Below are 16,465 nucleotides of genomic sequence, written 5' to 3' on the forward strand. Positions count from 1 at the left end.
AATAAACCTCATTCACTACTCATGACACTACAGTGGAAGATGTCAGACGCACTCGGCCTGACGAACCAGCTGCCCCAGACGAATGGCATCCAGTGCGATCATTTTCTCTTCATTGGTGGGAATAACCGCCGCCAGCACCATGGACTCTGCCGCCGAAATCACCCGGCAGCCCTCGCTATTGGGACGCTGGTTAAACGGCTCACTGATCGCTACGCCAAATACCTGAAGTCGTTCGCATACCAGCTTTCTGATAAAGGCCGAGTTCTCGCCGATCCCGCCGGTGAAAATAACGGCATCCAGCCGGCGCAATGAGGTGGCATGGCCGCCGATATGGCGGGCAATACGATGGACAAAAGCGTGAATGGCCAATTTTGCCCCGGGATGTCCTTCGTGATAGGCAGCTTCCAATACCCGCATATCGGAGGAGAGCCCCGAAATACCTAGCAGGCCGGACTGCTTGTTCAATACCCGCTCGATATCCTCGATAGATTGTCCTGTCTTGCTGGCGATATAGGCCAGCGCGCCAAAATCGATATCGCCGCTGCGGCTGCCCATGATCAACCCCTCCAGCGGCGTCATCCCCATCGAGGTATCGACGCTCTTGCCATCCTGCACCGCACAAATAGAGGCGCCATTGCCCAGATGGGCGATGACCAGACCGGCATGCTGCTCATCCAGCCCCATAAATACGCAAGCCTGCTCGGCCACATAGCGATGGGAGGTGCCGTGGAAGCCATAGCGGCGCACGCCGTAATCCTGCAAATATTGGTAAGGCAGCCCATAGATATAGGCTTCCGGCTTCAGGGTCTGGTGAAAACCGGTATCAAATACCGCAATTTGGGGCTGGTTGGGAAAGAGCTGGCGGGCGGCCATCACGCCGCTCAAATTGGCGTGGTTGTGCAGCGGGGCCAGTGGCGAGACCTGCCTGATTTTGGCCAATACATGTTCATCAATGATCACGGCTTCACTAAATTCACTCCCACCATGAGCAATTCGATGACCCACCAGTGCAATGGCATCACGCAGATCCCGTTTTTTCAATTCCGCCGCGATGGCAGCCAATGCACAGGTGTGGTTATTTTCAGGTAATAACATTGCGGGCGCTTTACCCACTTGCAATTGGGGATGGGCCGTCTCAATACCATCGGCCATCCCGGAGATCACCACCTCGCAGGTTTTACTATCCAGTACCGAGAATTTGACCGACGAAGAGCCGCAATTGATAACCAGAACCAACGAATCAAACTTCATTACATCGCCTCGATATTTATGCTGTCGAGTCACTGCAGTCAGAGCATCTTTGCCACTGTGTTTAGTGGCCAAATAACGGATAGCCTTGCCCTCGGCCCAAATAATTGGGCCAACCAAGAACCGGTTATTGCGCGCTTCTGACTACGCCATGCAGACCCCGCCAAGGGGATCTGAATGGCTGATGACTTGCAGAAAAGGTTTTCAGAACAGCTTGGAAACAATATTCAGGATGGTCAGCACACCTATGATGGTGACAAACAGGTTGCTGGCCTGACCTTTATATTTTGCCAGTGCCGGTGTCTTGTTGACGGCATACATCGGCAGCAGACAGAGCAGGGAAGCGATGATCGGCGCCCCCATTGCCTCAATCAGGTCGAGGATGTTGGGGTTCACATAAGCGACCAGCCAGGTGGAGCCCATGATGAACAACATACTGACCATATTGAGTTTTTTACTGGAAACCTTGCTCTTGTCGCCCTGGTAGCCAAAGCGGAGGATAAGGCCGTTCAACCCTTCCAGCGTCCCCAGATAGTGGCCGAAGAAGGATTTGAAGATAGCAACCAGCGCGATAATGGACGCCGCATACTCCAGAGTGGTGGCAAACGCAGACTTGCTGCCCGTCATCGAGGAGAAGTGGTTGGCCAGATAGGAGAGCACCGGAATATTCTGGGCCTTGGCTTCCGCCATATTTTGCGGCGACAGGGTAAACAGGCAGCTGAAGGCAAAGAACATCACCACGGCCACCATCAGCATGCTGGCACCGGAGATAATCTTCGAGCAGCGCTTCTCGGTAAAATCACGACCGAACTCCTGCTCATACTCTTCCCGCTTGGAGACGATGAAAGAGGAGACAATCGGCGAGAAGTTGAAGGAGAAAACCATGATGGAGATCCCCAGCCAGACGGTGACCAGAATACCATCGTGACCGAACATGGATATCTCGCTAAGGTTGACCTGATCAAAGACGGCACTATTCCAGTACGGAACGAGGGAGAGAGAGATGACCACTAGGCTGGCGATGAAAGGAAATACCAGATAGCTCATTACGCGAACCATCAGATCCTTACCAAAATAGATCACAAATGCCATCAATAGCAGCAGCCCAAGGGCGACAACACCCCGATTAAGCGGCGCCATTTGCAGTTGATGCTCCCAGAATGCCATAAAGGTATTGGTGATCGTCACACCATATATCCACAGCAGTGGGCAGATGGCAAAGAAATAGAGGAAGGTAATCACTACCCCACCCATTTTGCCAAAATGTTCTTCAACGGTCTCGGTAATATTTGCCGATGGATTGCTGCCAGAAAGACATAATCTGGCCAACGCCCTGTGGCAATAAAATGCAATAGGGTAAGCCAGCACCAGCATGATTAATATTGGGATCAGGCCACCATATCCGGCCCGAATAGGGAAAAATAGAACACCTGCACCGATCGCTGTACCAAACAGACCTAATCCCCATGTGGTATCCGATTTACGCCATGCACGTGTATTCTCTTTACTGCCGGTGACAACACTGTCTAATATCATGACTGCATTCCTTACAGGCTAAATTGACGAATATTGTTCTGTTCGATAATTTCGGTGATCCGGGTCAGGTCAATATTGCCACCAGAAATAATACTGACGGTTTTTTTGCCTTCGACATAATGTTTGAGTTTGCCGCTCAGCAGCGCTGCCGAGGCCAGAGCTCCCGCCCCTTCGGTAATCACCTTGTTGCGCTGAATAAGGTCAACCATGCTGTGACGAATATCATCCTCGGTGACCAGTACAATATCATCCACCAATTGTTTGACGATTTCGAAGGTCAGGGTGCCGGGTCTTGCCACGTCACAGCCATCGGCCAGCGTACTGCTGGTTCTGTGATTGGTAATGGTGCCTGCGTAGTATGAAGCCGCCATGCCGTGGACATTCTCCGACTGCACGCCAATCACCCGGATAGTCGGGTTGATGGATTTGATGGCCATGGCGACACCGGCAATCAGACCACCACCGCCAATCGGCACTATGATGTTATCGACATCGTACAAATCTTCGATAATTTCTAGGCCGATGGTTCCCTGGCCGGCAATCACTTTTGCATCGTCAAAGGGGGGGATAAATACGCGGCCTTCCATCTCCACGATTTCGCTGACTTTGGCAATGGTGTCATTGAAACTATTGCCATGCAGAATAACTTCCGCCGAATAATCGCTGGTTGCAGCAATTTTTGATTTGGGTGCGCAGCAAGGCATGACCACCTTGGCATCAATTCCCAGCATGGCACTGGACAAAGATACCCCCTGCGCGTGATTACCGGCAGAGCAGGCGACAACACCTTTTTGACGATCCTCCAGACTTAATGAACTGAGTTTGTTGAAGGCACCGCGAATTTTAAAAGAGCCTGTACGTTGCATGTTTTCAAGCTTGAGGTAAACCTCGCCATGGCAACGTTCGCTGATGTAGTTAGAGGGTAATTGCGCGGTCTTGTATATATGGTTGGTCAGTCTTTTTTTGGCTTCGGTAATATCATGAAGACCAATGGGCAGATTGCTATACATCTTCATCGCAAATCTCTTTTTATTTATTAATTTGTAGGGTTTTATTTCACTGGGCGAAGCGATACTAGGTTCTATCACTTGCAATTAATGTGAGCATAAACACAAAAAAATCTACAAAGAGACTGCGTTACGGTGAAATTATCAAAAAATGTGATGACAGCAACACTTGAATCCAAAATGATTAAAAAAAGTAATCGCAGATTGGGAAATCAATATGGTTAACAACTCCAAAACAAAGCGGCAAAGATTAGATTTTTCAGGGCGAACGCGTTGCTTTTTGCAACCGACAATCAGTTGCTTGCCTGCCAGAACCGGGATAATAAAAAAGGAGCCGATGTGGCTCCCTATCGACAACACAGGACCGATTACTCGGCTGCTGCATCATCTTTCTTGTACTTGGCAGCAGTCTCTTTGATCAGAGCCTGCAACTCGCCAGCCTGGAACATCTCGATCATGATGTCACAGCCACCGATCAGCTCACCTTCAACCCACAGTTGCGGGAAGGTCGGCCAGTTGGCGAATTTTGGCAATTCGGCGCGGATATCCGGATTCTGCAGGATATCAACGTATGCAAACGGCTCGCCGCAGGACATCAGAGCCTGGGAGGCCTGGGCAGAGAAGCCACAGCTGGGTAGCTTGGGGGAGCCCTTCATGTAGATGATGATGGGGTTGTCAGCCAGCTGCTGCTTAATCTTTTCAATAGTTTCCATAGGTGCCTCACTAGAGCGATTTCGGCGGCCATTCTACTGCAATCTTGCCCGAGCACAAACTGACAAAGGGGTGACCCGGCTCGAATTGTGCAAAGAACCCACACAGGATTGATCGCGATCATGGCGCCAATCAAGAGTTGTTAGGCCATCTTTGATACTGCTACAATCCCTTGGCTTTGGGCTACCCAGCCCCATCATTTTAAAAACAACTCTTTTCACATATAGAAAAGAGTACGCAATGTCTTGCAACCGTCGCCTTCGCACGGTCCAGCCAATGGAGAGTAGAAAATGGCATTCGAACTTCCCGCTCTGCCCTATGCAATCAACGCTCTGGAACCGCACATCTCCCAGGAAACTCTGGAATATCACCACGGCAAGCACCACAACACCTACGTGGTCAACCTGAACAATCTGGTGCCGGGTACCGAGTTTGAAGGCAAGTCTCTGGAAGAGATCATCAAGACCTCCAACGGCGGCATCTTCAACAACGCCGCCCAGATCTGGAACCACACCTTCTACTGGCACTGCCTCTCCCCGAATGGCGGTGGCGAGCCGACTGGCGCCCTGGCTGATGCTATCAACAAGGCATTCGGCTCCTTCGCCGAGTTCAAAGATGCCTTCACCAAATCAGCCATCGGCAACTTCGGTTCCAGCTGGACTTGGCTGGTGAAAAAAGCTGACGGCTCTCTGGCTATCGTCAACACCTCCAACGCTGGCTGCCCGCTGACTGAAGCCGGTACCACCCCGCTGCTGACCGTTGACCTGTGGGAGCACGCCTACTACATCGACTTCCGCAACCTGCGTCCGAAGTACATGGAAACCTTCTGGGCTCTGGTTAACTGGGAATTCGTGGCCAAGAACTTGGCTGCCTAATCAGCCTCGCTTGCCAAAACGCCCCGCACTGCGGGGCGTTTTTTTATATCTAGATGGCTGCGTAAATGAAAGAGGCGCCCGCAGGCGCCTTTTACATATCGAGATAGCCAGTTTACTGGTCCAGCTCGTCCATGTATTCATCCAGATTGGCATCGTCGGCCTGCTCTTGCTGAGATGCTTTCAGCTCGGTCTGCTTGCCCGTCACCTTGCCCTGGTTATATTGCAGGTAGAAGTCCTTGGTTAGCGCATAGGGGTCGAGGGAGTTGTCGATGATCCGCTCCTGATCGATCAGCTTGGCGCGATTGCCCAAGCCATCCAGAACCCAATGAGTAACCCTTAACGGGATAGTCAGCAAGGCATAGGGGAAGTAGATGGTGTCAATGGTGTCACCAACCAGCTCCCGAGTGGTGGTCGGACCGTAAACAGGCACCATGATGTAGGCACCATTACCGATATCGGCCCTGCCCAGCACTGTGTCCATCTCCAGCTTGTTGCGCTCGAGGCCGGCATGTTTGGCCACATCGAAGATACCCAGCAGACCGACGGTGGTGTTGAGGGTAAAGCGCCCCAGGTTGGTCCCTGCCCCCTTCAAATCACCGGTGATCAGATGGTTCACCATGCTGCTTGGCTCATCAAAGTTGGCAACAAAGTTGGCAATGCCATCCTTCACCCCCACCGGAATATAGCGAGCGTAAGCATGTACCACAGGACGTGCTACATAGGGCTCCAGCACATCATAGTTGACCGCCCACATGGCCCGGTTGGCCCCCTGGAAGGGATCGCGCGGATCGGCCGCCGTACTGGTTGCGCCCGGATTATTCATGCCGGGATTGAGATCCAGACTCTCTGGGCCAGGCTTGGGTGGACCACCGGCACAGCCAGCCAGCAAGAGGGCTGCCAGTATGGCCCCTGAACGAAGATACATATGATTGTCCTGACGTTTTATTTTGATTTATCAGAAGTATAGATAACCCGGCCCCTATCCAGGAGCCGGGTTATCCAAAGGCATATTAGAGGGCGTGATCGATGCGGATGTCAATCGGAGCAGCAGGGATCTCGGCCGTCTTGACCGGCACGGATACCCCTTCGAAGGCTCCTTCCTTGTTCATCACATTGCCACCGCGGGAGAGACGCGCCTTGAACTGCAGTTCTGGATACGCTTCCAGCTTGCTGCCCTCCATCATGGCGTCACCATCCCCCAGTGAAAGGGTGACAGGCAGGGTTGGCCCAGCGATACGTTTCACCGCGATGGGCATGGGTGGTCCGTTGGGCACCACGGCAAAGACGAAGAGGTGAGCATCTTCCGGCATCTGGATGCCCGCAGCCAGCGTGATGTGGATGGGGAACTCTCCCTCATTAACGTCAGACTGCTTTACCTGCTCTGTTCCCGTTTTGGCTGCGCCTGAATTCGTCACCTCTATGCCACGCTGCTTGAGCTGCGTGCGGGCATACTCCATGGAGCGCTCAACCATCACATAACGGGGAGAGCCTTTTTCCATCAAGGGCAACATCGCCTGCCAGCGAGACAGCGCGGTCTGGAAGTCCTCTTTCTGCAGCGCCATAAAGGCATAGACGGAGCGCGCCTCGATATTATCAGGCTCCTGCGCGATGGCTGCACGCAGCAGTGCATCGGCCTGCACCTCCTCCCCCGTCATCATCAGCGCTTGGGCATAGGGCACCGCCACCAGCGATTTCTGGGGAGCAAGCTTGTAGGCACGCGACAGCGCATCGTTGGCCATCTCGGGATCATTGCCATCCAGCGCCAAACGTCCGAGCAGCAACCAGCCGCGGTAGTCGTTCGGTTCATCCTTTAGGCGGGTACGCAGTGCCAGCGTGAAGTCCAGCAGATCCTGCTCGGTTACCTGGGCATCCCGCTCCACCAGAATGCGGTTGCTCAGCTCGCCAAGACGGCTGCTGGCATCCTGCCAGCGGCTCACCTCCTGCCATGAACCCAGCTTGTAGTAGATACCCAGGCTCACCACCACCAGCACCAGCACACCTGGGATCCAGCTCAGACTCTTGCCACTGCGGGCTGTCTGCTCCACATCGGGAATATCATCCAAGAGGCTGCGCTGCAACTCGACCAGCGATTCGGGCTCCTCGGCAAGCACACCCTGCTCTCGCTCCTCGCCAATCTCTAGCAAGCGCTGACGATAGAGCTGTTTGTTGAGCGCCGAGCGACTGATGCTCTGGTTTCCCTCACTGCGCCACAACGGTAACACCAGAGCCAGACTCACCAGCACCAGCAGGGCCGCAATCACAATCCAAAAGGCGGTCATTGTTTCTCTTCCTCTTTGAGCAGCTCGGCCAGGCGACGCTGCTCTTCATCGCTCAGGGTGCTTTCCACAGGCTCTGACGTTGCCGCAGAGCGTCGGCTACGTATCACCACCACGCCGATGCCGATAACGATCACTAACAGCGGGCCAAGCCAGAGGATCAGGGTCGATGCCATCAGGGGCGGGTTATAGAGGATAAAGTTGCCATAGCGGGCAACCATATAGTCCACGATCTCCTCTTTATCCTTACCCTCGCGCACCATCTGGTAGGTCTTGTCACGCAAGTCCTTGGCCAGCCCCGCATTGGAATCGGCGATATCCTGGTTCTGGCACTTGGGGCAGCGCAGCTCTTTGGTCAGTTCGCGAAAGACCTGCTCCTGATTGTCGTTGTCGAAGGTGTAGACATCGATAGCAGCCATGACCGGCGTTTGTACCACCCATCCCAGCAACAGCAGCAGGGAAGCAATAAATACTCTCATCAGCACGCCCCTCACTTCATGGCATCAAAGATGGGTTTGAGGGTCGACACCCAGTTCTCGGGATTGATATCCCCCACGTGGCGATAACGGATGATCCCCTTGCTGTCGATAAAGAAGGTCTCCGGCGCGCCGTACACCCCAAGATCCAGTCCCAGCATGCCGTCCGGATCATAGAGATTGACCAGATAGGGGTTGCCCAGCTCCGCCAGCCATTTGATCGCCTTGTCGCGCTCATCCTTGTAGTTCATGCCGATGATGGGAATGCCCTGCCCTGCCAACTGTTTGAGGTAGGTGTGCTCGCCGTAGCAGGTCGGGCACCAGGTGGCCCAAACGTTGAGCAGCATGGGGCGACCGGTCAGGATACTGCGATCGTGCTGTTTGTTCAGATCGTAAATGTCCTGCAGGGTAAACACCGGTACCTCCTTGCCCACCATCACGGATTCGAGCTTGGTGGGATCGGAGTAGAGCCCCTTGAACAGGAACACAGCCCCCAGCAAAAAAACGATAAAGGGAATTAAAAACAACCAGAGCTTTTTGTTCATGCCTTGGCTTCCTCCTCACGACGGCCGAAACGGTAACGCTTGTCGAGCATCGCCAGCACGCCACCGATAGCCATAAAGACGCCGCCGAACCAGATCCAGCGCACGAACGGCTTGTAGTAGATCCTCACTGCCCAGGCATTGTTGTCTAGCTGCTCGCCAAGGGCCGCATAAAGATCTCGCGTGAAACCAGCATCGATGGCCGCTTCGGTCATCGGCATCCGGGTCACTGTGTACATCCGCTTCTCGGGCTTGAGCAGGGCGACCTGCTTGCCATTTTTGTGCACTTCCAGCACGCCCTTGAAGCCATCGTAGTTGGGGCCGTTCTTCTCTTTGATCCCGGCAAAAACGAACTCGTAATCGGCAAAGTGCACCCGATCACCCGCCTGCATCCGCAGATCCTTCTCGATGCTGTAGTTCTGGGTGCAGGCGATACCTATGATGCTGACTGCCAGCCCCACATGGCCAAGGATCATAGCCCAGTGACTGTTGCCAAGCTTGCGCACACCGACCGCAAAGCTGTGCTTGTGGGTCGCGCGCACCCAGGTCTCCTGCAGGCTGGTAACGATGACCCAGGCCCCAAGACCAATCCCCACCGCAGCCCACGGCTTGAAGGTTTCGGCAAAGATCAGCGGCAACAGCAGGGCTGCTGCCAGGCTCAGCACCAGCGCAAGAATCACCTTGCCCTTGAGCTCGCCAAGCTCCTGGCGGCGCCAGCGAAACAGCGGACCAACCCCCAGCAGCAGGGCAAACGGAATGATCAGCCAACTGTAGATATGGTTGAAGAAGGGAGTACCGATAGAGATGCTCCCCAGCCCCAGCTCCTTGTGCACCAGCGGCAGCAAGGTGCCGAGCAGCACAGTCAGCAGGCCAGCCACCAGCATGATGTTGTTGCAAAGCAGCAGGGTTTCGCGACTCCACAGCTCATGCTTGCCGTGGCTTTTCACCTGCGAACCTTTAAAGGCAAACAGCAGCAAGGATGAACCGATCACCGCCAGCAGGAAGCCGAGAATAAACAGGCCGCGGGTCGGGTCGGAGGCAAACGCATGCACCGACACCAGCACGCCGGAGCGCACCAGGAAGGTACCGAGCAGGCTCAGCGAGAAGGCCGAAAGGGCCAGCAGCACGGTCCACGCCTTGAAGGTGGCGCGCTTCTCGCTCACCGCCAGCGAATGCAGCAGAGCGGTACCCGCCAACCAGGGCATGAAGGAGGCATTTTCTACCGGATCCCAGAACCACCAGCCGCCCCAACCGAGCTCGTAGTAGGCCCACCAGGAGCCGAGCACTATGCCGAGGGTCAGGAATACCCAGGCCGCCATGGTCCAGGGGCGCGACCAGCGGGCCCAGGTTGCATCAAGACGACCGGTCATCAATGAGGCTATGGCGAAGGCAAATGCCACCGAGAATCCTACATAACCCATGTAGAGCATCGGCGGATGGAAGATCAGACCCGGATCCTGCAGCAGCGGATTGAGGTCACGGCCATCGACCGGAAAATAGGGCAAGGTGCGGGTGAAGGGATCAGAGGTGAACAGCACGAACGCGGTGAAACCGACCGAGATCAGCCCCAACACGCCGAGCACCCGCGCCACCGCATCGAGCGGCAGACGGCGGCTGAACATGGCTACCGCCGCAGTCCAGCCACCCAGGGTCAGTACCCACAGCAGCAGGGAACCTTCGTGGGCCCCCCACACCGCCGAGATACGATAGGCGAGCGGCAGCAGGCTGTTGGAGTTAGTGGCCACATACTGCACGGTAAAGTCGTTATCGATAAAGGCCCAGGTCAGGCAGAGAAACGACAGCAGCAGCAACAAAAACTGGGCATAGGCGAGCGGACGAGCCGCCGACATCATGCCAAGACGCCCCCGACTTGCGCCAAGCAGCGGATAGCTACCCAGCAACAGGGAGGTGGCAAAGGCCAGGATCAGCGCAAACTGTCCTAATTCCGGGATCATGGCTTATTCCCCTTCAACTGCGCATCGGTGTATTCCGGTTTGAAGTGCATGCCACTGGTGGCATCGGCCACTTCTGGCGGCATGTAGTTTTCATCGTGTTTGGCCAGTACCTCGAACGCTTCGACCGTGGTGGCATCCTTGAGAGTTCCTTGCGCCACAATCCCCTGCCCCTCGCGGAACAGATCCGGCAGGATGCCATCAAATTGCACCATCACCTGATGACCACCATTGTCGATCAGGTTGAAGCTAACCTTGAGGCTGTTCGGATCGCGCTTGACAGTGCCGGGGACCACCAGACCACCAATGCGCAGGCGCTGCCCCTCTTCCGGTTTGATCTTGTCCGGCCCCTTCCCTTCCACCAGCTCGCTCGGGGTATAGAAGAGGTCGATATTCTGACTGAGGGCGTAAAGCACTAGGCCGCTCACGGTGGCGAGGCCCAGGGTGATGGCCAGAATGATAGTGAGGCGTTTTTTGCGTCTCGGGTTCATAGGGTGTTCTCCATCTGCCGGGCCGCCTTGCGACGGCTCTCGCGTGCCTGCTTGCTGCGTAACTCATTAAACAGACGACGGGTTTTCATGCGGGTAGAAATGATGATACCGACCAGACAGAGCAGGGTCAGACCGAAGGAGAGCCAGACGTAGAAGGCGTAACCGCCCATCGCCAAAAAGTCACTGAATGAGGCAAAGTGCATGCTTACTTCTCCTGTTCGGCAATCTCTTGAACCCAGGGACGATGCCACTCCCGCATCAAGAGCTCGTTTCGAAAACGCATCAGGGTAAGGGCCCCGAGAAAGGCAACAAACGCCAGGATCATGATGAGCAGTGGCCAAAGCATCTCGGGAGAGATGGAGGGTTTGTCAAACTTGGTGATAGTGGCCCCCTGGTGCAAGGTGTTCCACCACTCCACCGAGTAGTGAATGATGGGGAGGTTGATCACCCCCACCAGTGCCAGAATGCCGGCAGCACGGCCAGCAACCACCTTGTCACTGAAGGCGTTGTAGAGGGCAATCACGCCGAGATAGAGAAACAGCAGGATCAGCTCAGAGGTGAGCCGTGCATCCCACACCCACCAGGTTCCCCACATGGGCTTGCCCCAGGCGGCACCGGTAAACAGTGCAATAAAAGTGAACACAGCGCCGACAGGTGCGATAGCCGCCACCGTCATGTCCGCCATCCGCAGTTGCCATACCAGCCCGATAAAGGCGGCAACTGCCATGGTGGAGTAGGCCCCCATCGAAAGAATGGCGGAAGGAACATGGATATAGATGATCCGGAAAGAGTCACCCTGCTGATAATCGGCGGGTGCAAAAGCCAGTCCCCAGACAGTGCCGATGATGAACGATAGCAGACTTATCACAGCAAACCAGGGCAACAGGGTCCCAGCCAGCCGATAGGCCCGTTCGGGTTTAGCGTAAGGGTGCAACCATTTCCACATAACTCACAAACCTTTTTGTTATTAATTGTTTGGCGAGGCCTAACATACTGACCTCGGGATAACATCAAATACCTCGAAAGCAATAAGCGGCAATCCGCTTGATCCATCGCAACTTTATTTCTGGAAAAGAATGCTCCATGCGAAACCATGTTGCGTTCTACCAATAGATCATCAGTTAAGACTGACCCTCAATGCGGCCGAAACGGCCAGTGGCGTCAGCGTCAGGGCACCAACCAGCATGGCGGCCAGAATGGCAAGCTGTCCGCCATAGGGCAAGCCCATCCCCGCCGCATCAATTGCAGAGGTGGCAAAAATCAGTACCGGAATATAGAGCGGCAGGATCAGCAGACTGAGCAGCACTCCGCCCTTGCGCAACCCGACCGTCAGGGCAACCCCGACTGCACCGAGCAGGCTCAGCACCGGTGTGCCGAGTGCCAGAGTGGCGACTACCGCCAGATAACTGTTCATATCCAGCGATAGCAAAATTGCCAGCAAGGGCGAAATCAGCAGCAACGGCAATCCAGTCAGTAACCAGTGAGCAATCACTTTGGCCAGCGCCAGCAACCCGAGTGAATGGGGCATCAACATGATCTGCTCCAACGAACCGTCGCCAAAGTCGTCGCGAAACAGTCGCTCCAGCGACAGCATGGCCGCCAGCAAGGCTGCCACCCAGATGATGCCGGGAGCAATGCGAGCCAACAACTTGGGCTCAGGGCCGATACCGAGTGGGAACAGGGTGATGACAATAAGGAAAAACCAGAGCGGGTTAAGAATGTCTGCACGCTGGCGCAGGGCCATCAATAACTCGCGGTGGATCAAATACATGACGGCACGCAACATCGAAACTACTCCTGCAGCAAGGGCGTAAGCGAGAGTGTTTTCAGTCGACCCTGCATCAGCGTCATATCCTGATGAGTGGTGAGGATCACCATCCCCCCCCGCTCGGCATGAGCAAGAAACAACCTCTCCAGCACCTTGACCCCCTGCTTATCAATGGCGGTAAAAGGCTCATCCAGGATCCAGAGAGCCGGTTTGTCACTGAGCCAGAGCCTGGCCAGAGCCACCCGACGCTGTTGACCTGCCGAGAGCTGCCCGGTCGGGTTCTCTTCAAAACCGGCCAACCCAACCTGGGCAAGCACCTGCCACAAATCGACCGTCTGCCGGGACACATGATGCAGCTTCTGGTAAAAGGCGAGATTTTCGAGCGGAGTCAAAGCAGCTTTGACCCCGGGCTGATGACCGAGATAGAGCAGATTGGCATGGTACTCATCACGGCAATGGCGAATATTTTCACCATTCCAGCACACTTCACCGGCAAACGGCTGAGACAGCCCAGTCAGCAGGCGCAGCAGGCTGGTCTTGCCTACCCCGTTGGGACCTTCAATTTGCACCAGATCACCGGGAACTACCGCAAAGGAGAGATGTTCAAACAGAGTGCGATCTTCACGCACGCAGCTCAGATTGTTAACTTGAAGCAGCATGGAGATTTTTTCAGAGAAAATGAAGCGGCCTGCATCTTAACACAGTATTGGAATACGTCTTTTCCAAGATGCCCATCATCCACTGTTTTTGTGGAGAAGATCGCGCATAAGAGAAAATAGGCGGGAAAAATGATGACAATCAACGACTTCAAAATACATCAAATCGAAAAGATTAATAAAAAATCATCTTAAAACATAATAATTCAATCATCTCACTGTACATCGCGCTACATCAGAGAGCTGTATGCAAGGAGCAGAAAAAAATTCAGGAAGGCGACTGCCTCCCTGAATAATCAAGAGCGACCTTTTCGCAACGATATCAAGAGCTCTGCTTCTGCCTTTGGCAACTCACACTCACTCATGACTTCATCAAGATCGGCGCCCAGTTCGACCATCTTAGCCGCTCGACTGTAGAGCCTGCGTTCGGGATCTTGCATGGTCAGTTCTTGCTGGCGTTCATTGACCTGCTGCATCGCGCCTTCTACCGACTGTAACCGCTGTCCCATGCCAATGGAGCCGCTATGAAGCTCCATCATCTGTTTGCGCAAGCTTTCCAACTGACCTTGCAGCGTTGCCACACTGGCCTCGGACTCCTGCTTGCTACGCTTGCTCTTGAACCAGTTATAAGAGGCAAACACCAAGGCAATCAGGGACACCCCCAAGGCAACCATCTCGATTATCAAAACATCACCTTATTTGTCAGAGGGAACCGATATCTTCCCACTCTTCATCGGAGAGCAGCTTGTTCAAGTCAACCAGGATCAGCAGTTGACCGTCACGGTTGCTGACTCCCTGAATGAACTTGGCACTCTCTTCGGTTCCCACGGCCGGAGCCGCATCGATTTCGGAAGATTTCAAATAAACCACTTCCGCCACACTATCGACCATAATGCCAATCACCTGCTTCTCGGCCTCGATGATAACAATACGGGAATTTTCGCTCACATCACCGGAAGGCAGACCGAAACGGGAACGGGTATCGATGACAGTCACCACATTGCCACGCAGGTTGATGATCCCCAGTACGTACTCAGGCGCACCCGGCACCGGTGCAATTTCGGTGTAGCGCAACACCTCCTGAACCTGCATCACATTGATGCCGTAGGTTTCGTTTTCCAGTTGGAAGGTTACCCATTGCAGCACTTCATCTTCGGCCAGATTCTGTGCGATATTGCGCTTTTCTGTCATGTTTTTATTCCTTTTATGAAAACGTCTACTGCTAAAACTAGCAATAAAACAGCTCGATTGCAGAAGTTATCAGCGACCTTCTATGTTAACCCCACGCTCCAGCAACAGGAGCAGTTCGCGAACGTGTAACAGGGCACACATTTTTTCTTTGACCATGCCCGCCAACCAGGGGCGCTTACCCTCCTGATGGCGCCATTTCACCTGGTCACGGTGTAACAATTCAGTTCCTTTGAGATGATGACAAGCCAGCCCCCAAGGGGATTCACCCAGCATAATCAGATACTTGTAATCATCCATCTCCAAATGCTGACCCGGCATGACCCATTGGGCTGTATCGACCACATTCATCTTCTGCTCGCGGGAGGTCATGATCCCCTTGTACCAGCCAGGCTGGCCAAACAGGGAGGTGATCTCGCCAAGCTGATGGATACCACCCAGCTCGGTCAGCGGCACCGCAAACGTCACACCCGCAACTTCAAAAAAGAGGGCCTGAAACTCTTTACCGGTATCGATATTTTCCCAGGCAACCGGTTCACTGGCCTCTACCGGAGCAACCTCCAGCGCTGTTTCGGTCAGGATAGTAGTATGGGGCTCCGCAACCTCGGGGAGCAGCACCTCCGCAGGCCACTCTGGCTCCACCGGCAGCAGTGATTCCTCTGCCACAATCTCCAGCGGTGCGGTGAGAGTCACTTCCTGGGTGAAGGCATCATTCTCAAACTGAACTTGTCCCACCTGAGCCAACAGTTCGCCAAGCTGGGCAAGGCGTGGATCACTTTCCAAATAAGGTGCAGCAACCACCTCGGGGACGCTGTGGGGCTGACGTTGCAACTGTAAAACAGGGGCGGATTGAACCTCTTCCACCTCATCCAGCACCAGCGGCTCATCGAGCAGCAGGGAGTGGAAATAGTCATCCATCGCCCGTACTTGAATGGTATCTCTCATGCCGTCACCTCATGAACCCGTTGCCGCTCAAGGGCATCAAGATGGTTGAGCAGCGTCTCATAGGCATAGGTTCCACGACTCCCGGGAGAATAGATAGACGGGGGGATATGCAGCAAGCTGGCATCCCGAAACTTGGTATCAATAGGGATCACCGCATTCCACACTGAATCTCCATATTGATCCTTGATCGACTTCAAGGTCATCAGAGAGGCACGGGTGCGCTTGTCGAACATAGTCGGGATCACGGTATAACGGAATTTGTCACGCTTGGAACGCTGCATGATCTCGAATGTCTTCATCATCCGCTCCAATCCTTTGAGAGCGAGAAACTCGGTCTGAACCGGCACAAGAATACGATCGCAGGCAGCCAGCGCATTGACCATCATCACCCCAAGCACAGGCGGGCAGTCGATCAGCACATAATCATATTGATCCTGAATGCGCAGCAGCGCCCGCTTCAGCACCAGCCCCATTCCCTCACGATTTCCCATTACCCGATCAAGAGTCGCCAGGGTAATAGATGCGGGTAGTAAATTGATATTCTCGAACTTGGTCTTGAGCGTCAGTTTATTGACAAGCTCGGCTGTCGGTTTGACAGCTTGAAACAACTCATAGAGGGTTCCATCCAGACGATCTGAATCAAAATCAAGATATGCAGTCAGCGAGGCGTGAGGATCGGTGTCAATCAACAGCACTCGCTGACCACGCTGGGCCAGGATCCCGGCAAGCGAGACCACTGTGGTGGTTTTACCCACACCACCTTTCTGGTTGGCAACCGTCCAAACAATCACTGT

General features: G+C 54.3%; 19 protein-coding genes. 1 reads left to right on the forward strand and 18 read right to left on the reverse strand.

The genetic code is table 11. The features are described from left to right. Positions 1-42 precede the first annotated feature (42 nt). The 4 genes from tdcD to G5137_RS05040 all read right to left on the reverse strand — a co-directional run bounded on the left by tdcD (position 43) and on the right by G5137_RS05040 (position 4,504). Complete coding sequence (tdcD, locus tag G5137_RS05025) at positions 43-1,251, reverse strand: propionate kinase (protein ID WP_421255025.1); 1,209 nt, start codon at positions 1,249-1,251, stop codon at positions 43-45. Positions 1,252-1,452: 201 nt separating this feature from the next. Continuing rightward, positions 1,453-2,784 (reverse strand): threonine/serine transporter TdcC, encoded by a 1,332-nt coding sequence (tdcC, locus tag G5137_RS05030; protein WP_279505501.1) that lies wholly within the window; start codon positions 2,782-2,784, stop codon positions 1,453-1,455. Between the two features lie 11 nt (positions 2,785-2,795). Beyond that, a complete protein-coding gene (gene tdcB, locus G5137_RS05035) occupies positions 2,796-3,800 on the reverse strand; it encodes a bifunctional threonine ammonia-lyase/L-serine ammonia-lyase TdcB (RefSeq protein WP_216951789.1) in 1,005 nt (334 codons plus the stop codon). 359 nt (positions 3,801-4,159) lie between these two features. Then, on the reverse strand, positions 4,160-4,504 hold the full coding sequence (locus G5137_RS05040) for a Grx4 family monothiol glutaredoxin (RefSeq protein WP_005353650.1): 345 nt from the start codon (positions 4,502-4,504) through the stop codon (positions 4,160-4,162). A gap of 288 nt (positions 4,505-4,792) precedes the next feature. On the opposite strand from G5137_RS05040, the gene sodB reads away from it, so the two are divergent. After that, the gene (gene sodB, locus G5137_RS05045) at positions 4,793-5,377 is read left to right on the forward strand and encodes a superoxide dismutase [Fe] (RefSeq protein ID WP_005334664.1); all 585 of its coding nucleotides are present in this window, start codon (positions 4,793-4,795) and stop codon (positions 5,375-5,377) included. 112 nt (positions 5,378-5,489) lie between these two features. Here the strand turns inward: sodB and G5137_RS05050 are convergent, their stop codons facing one another. The 14 genes from G5137_RS05050 to G5137_RS05115 form a co-directional block, all read right to left on the reverse strand. After that, the gene (locus tag G5137_RS05050; protein WP_021229893.1) at positions 5,490-6,302 is read right to left on the reverse strand and encodes an MlaA family lipoprotein; all 813 of its coding nucleotides are present in this window, start codon (positions 6,300-6,302) and stop codon (positions 5,490-5,492) included. Between the two features lie 85 nt (positions 6,303-6,387). After that, positions 6,388-7,656: a c-type cytochrome biogenesis protein CcmI gene (gene ccmI / locus G5137_RS05055; RefSeq protein WP_279505509.1), complete on the reverse strand. Its 1,269-nt coding sequence runs from the start codon at positions 7,654-7,656 to the stop codon at positions 6,388-6,390. Continuing rightward, the gene (locus tag G5137_RS05060) at positions 7,653-8,132 is read right to left on the reverse strand and encodes a cytochrome c-type biogenesis protein (protein ID WP_227341076.1); all 480 of its coding nucleotides are present in this window, start codon (positions 8,130-8,132) and stop codon (positions 7,653-7,655) included. Before G5137_RS05060 ends, ccmI begins: the two co-directional genes overlap by 4 nt. An 11-nt stretch (positions 8,133-8,143) precedes the next feature. Then, entirely contained in the window at positions 8,144-8,674 is a 531-nt protein-coding gene (locus G5137_RS05065; RefSeq protein ID WP_279505510.1) for a DsbE family thiol:disulfide interchange protein, read from the reverse strand. Further along, complete coding sequence (locus tag G5137_RS05070; protein WP_216951794.1) at positions 8,671-10,626, reverse strand: heme lyase CcmF/NrfE family subunit; 1,956 nt, start codon at positions 10,624-10,626, stop codon at positions 8,671-8,673. Before G5137_RS05070 ends, G5137_RS05065 begins: the two co-directional genes overlap by 4 nt. Next, a complete protein-coding gene (gene ccmE, locus G5137_RS05075; protein WP_005344003.1) occupies positions 10,623-11,114 on the reverse strand; it encodes a cytochrome c maturation protein CcmE in 492 nt (163 codons plus the stop codon). Before ccmE ends, G5137_RS05070 begins: the two co-directional genes overlap by 4 nt. Continuing rightward, entirely contained in the window at positions 11,111-11,317 is a 207-nt protein-coding gene (gene ccmD / locus G5137_RS05080; protein ID WP_216951795.1) for a heme exporter protein CcmD, read from the reverse strand. The genes ccmE and ccmD overlap by 4 nt, the downstream gene beginning before the upstream one ends. A gap of 2 nt (positions 11,318-11,319) precedes the next feature. Continuing rightward, positions 11,320-12,060, reverse strand: a complete 741-nt coding sequence (locus G5137_RS05085; protein ID WP_216951796.1) for a heme ABC transporter permease — start codon at positions 12,058-12,060, stop codon at positions 11,320-11,322. A gap of 171 nt (positions 12,061-12,231) precedes the next feature. Beyond that, complete coding sequence (ccmB, locus tag G5137_RS05090) at positions 12,232-12,900, reverse strand: heme exporter protein CcmB (RefSeq protein ID WP_216951797.1); 669 nt, start codon at positions 12,898-12,900, stop codon at positions 12,232-12,234. A 5-nt stretch (positions 12,901-12,905) separates the two neighbouring features. Next, a complete protein-coding gene (gene ccmA / locus G5137_RS05095; protein ID WP_421255026.1) occupies positions 12,906-13,541 on the reverse strand; it encodes a cytochrome c biogenesis heme-transporting ATPase CcmA in 636 nt (211 codons plus the stop codon). Positions 13,542-13,834: 293 nt separating this feature from the next. Then, positions 13,835-14,212, reverse strand: coding sequence for a DUF2802 domain-containing protein (locus G5137_RS05100; protein ID WP_216980226.1), 378 nt, complete (start codon positions 14,210-14,212; stop codon positions 13,835-13,837). Between the two features lie 28 nt (positions 14,213-14,240). Beyond that, a complete protein-coding gene (locus tag G5137_RS05105) occupies positions 14,241-14,729 on the reverse strand; it encodes a chemotaxis protein CheW (RefSeq protein WP_005343991.1) in 489 nt (162 codons plus the stop codon). A gap of 69 nt (positions 14,730-14,798) precedes the next feature. Beyond that, positions 14,799-15,671 carry a chemotaxis protein CheW gene (locus G5137_RS05110; protein WP_421255027.1) on the reverse strand — a complete coding sequence of 291 codons (873 nt, stop codon included), beginning with the start codon at positions 15,669-15,671 and terminating at the stop codon, positions 14,799-14,801. Then, entirely contained in the window at positions 15,668-16,462 is a 795-nt protein-coding gene (locus G5137_RS05115) for a ParA family protein (RefSeq protein WP_005334696.1), read from the reverse strand. The genes G5137_RS05110 and G5137_RS05115 overlap by 4 nt, the downstream gene beginning before the upstream one ends. Positions 16,463-16,465: the final 3 nt, after the last annotated feature.

Source organism: Aeromonas sp. 600282 (assembly GCF_049175755.1).
In the GTDB taxonomy this organism is placed as follows: Bacteria; Pseudomonadota; Gammaproteobacteria; order Enterobacterales; family Aeromonadaceae; genus Aeromonas; species Aeromonas veronii_A.

Bases quoted from the DNA above. Each gene is read 5' to 3' on its own strand.
- tdcD (WP_421255025.1), bottom strand. From the start codon at position 1,251: ATGAAGTTTGATTCGTTGGTTCTGGTTATCAATTGCGGCTCTTCGTCG.
- tdcC (WP_279505501.1), bottom strand. From the start codon at position 2,784: ATGATATTAGACAGTGTTGTCACCGGCAGTAAAGAGAATACACGTGCA.
- tdcB (WP_216951789.1), bottom strand. From the start codon at position 3,800: ATGAAGATGTATAGCAATCTGCCCATTGGTCTTCATGATATTACCGAA.
- G5137_RS05040 (WP_005353650.1), bottom strand. From the start codon at position 4,504: ATGGAAACTATTGAAAAGATTAAGCAGCAGCTGGCTGACAACCCCATC.
- sodB (WP_005334664.1), top strand. From the start codon at position 4,793: ATGGCATTCGAACTTCCCGCTCTGCCCTATGCAATCAACGCTCTGGAA.
- G5137_RS05050 (WP_021229893.1), bottom strand. From the start codon at position 6,302: ATGTATCTTCGTTCAGGGGCCATACTGGCAGCCCTCTTGCTGGCTGGC.
- ccmI (WP_279505509.1), bottom strand. From the start codon at position 7,656: ATGACCGCCTTTTGGATTGTGATTGCGGCCCTGCTGGTGCTGGTGAGT.
- G5137_RS05060 (WP_227341076.1), bottom strand. From the start codon at position 8,132: ATGAGAGTATTTATTGCTTCCCTGCTGCTGTTGCTGGGATGGGTGGTA.
- G5137_RS05065 (WP_279505510.1), bottom strand. From the start codon at position 8,674: ATGAACAAAAAGCTCTGGTTGTTTTTAATTCCCTTTATCGTTTTTTTG.
- G5137_RS05070 (WP_216951794.1), bottom strand. From the start codon at position 10,626: ATGATCCCGGAATTAGGACAGTTTGCGCTGATCCTGGCCTTTGCCACC.
- ccmE (WP_005344003.1), bottom strand. From the start codon at position 11,114: ATGAACCCGAGACGCAAAAAACGCCTCACTATCATTCTGGCCATCACC.
- ccmD (WP_216951795.1), bottom strand. From the start codon at position 11,317: ATGCACTTTGCCTCATTCAGTGACTTTTTGGCGATGGGCGGTTACGCC.
- G5137_RS05085 (WP_216951796.1), bottom strand. From the start codon at position 12,060: ATGTGGAAATGGTTGCACCCTTACGCTAAACCCGAACGGGCCTATCGG.
- ccmB (WP_216951797.1), bottom strand. From the start codon at position 12,900: ATGTTGCGTGCCGTCATGTATTTGATCCACCGCGAGTTATTGATGGCC.
- ccmA (WP_421255026.1), bottom strand. From the start codon at position 13,541: ATGCTGCTTCAAGTTAACAATCTGAGCTGCGTGCGTGAAGATCGCACT.
- G5137_RS05100 (WP_216980226.1), bottom strand. From the start codon at position 14,212: ATGGTTGCCTTGGGGGTGTCCCTGATTGCCTTGGTGTTTGCCTCTTAT.
- G5137_RS05105 (WP_005343991.1), bottom strand. From the start codon at position 14,729: ATGACAGAAAAGCGCAATATCGCACAGAATCTGGCCGAAGATGAAGTG.
- G5137_RS05110 (WP_421255027.1), bottom strand. From the start codon at position 15,671: ATGAGAGATACCATTCAAGTACGGGCGATGGATGACTATTTCCACTCC.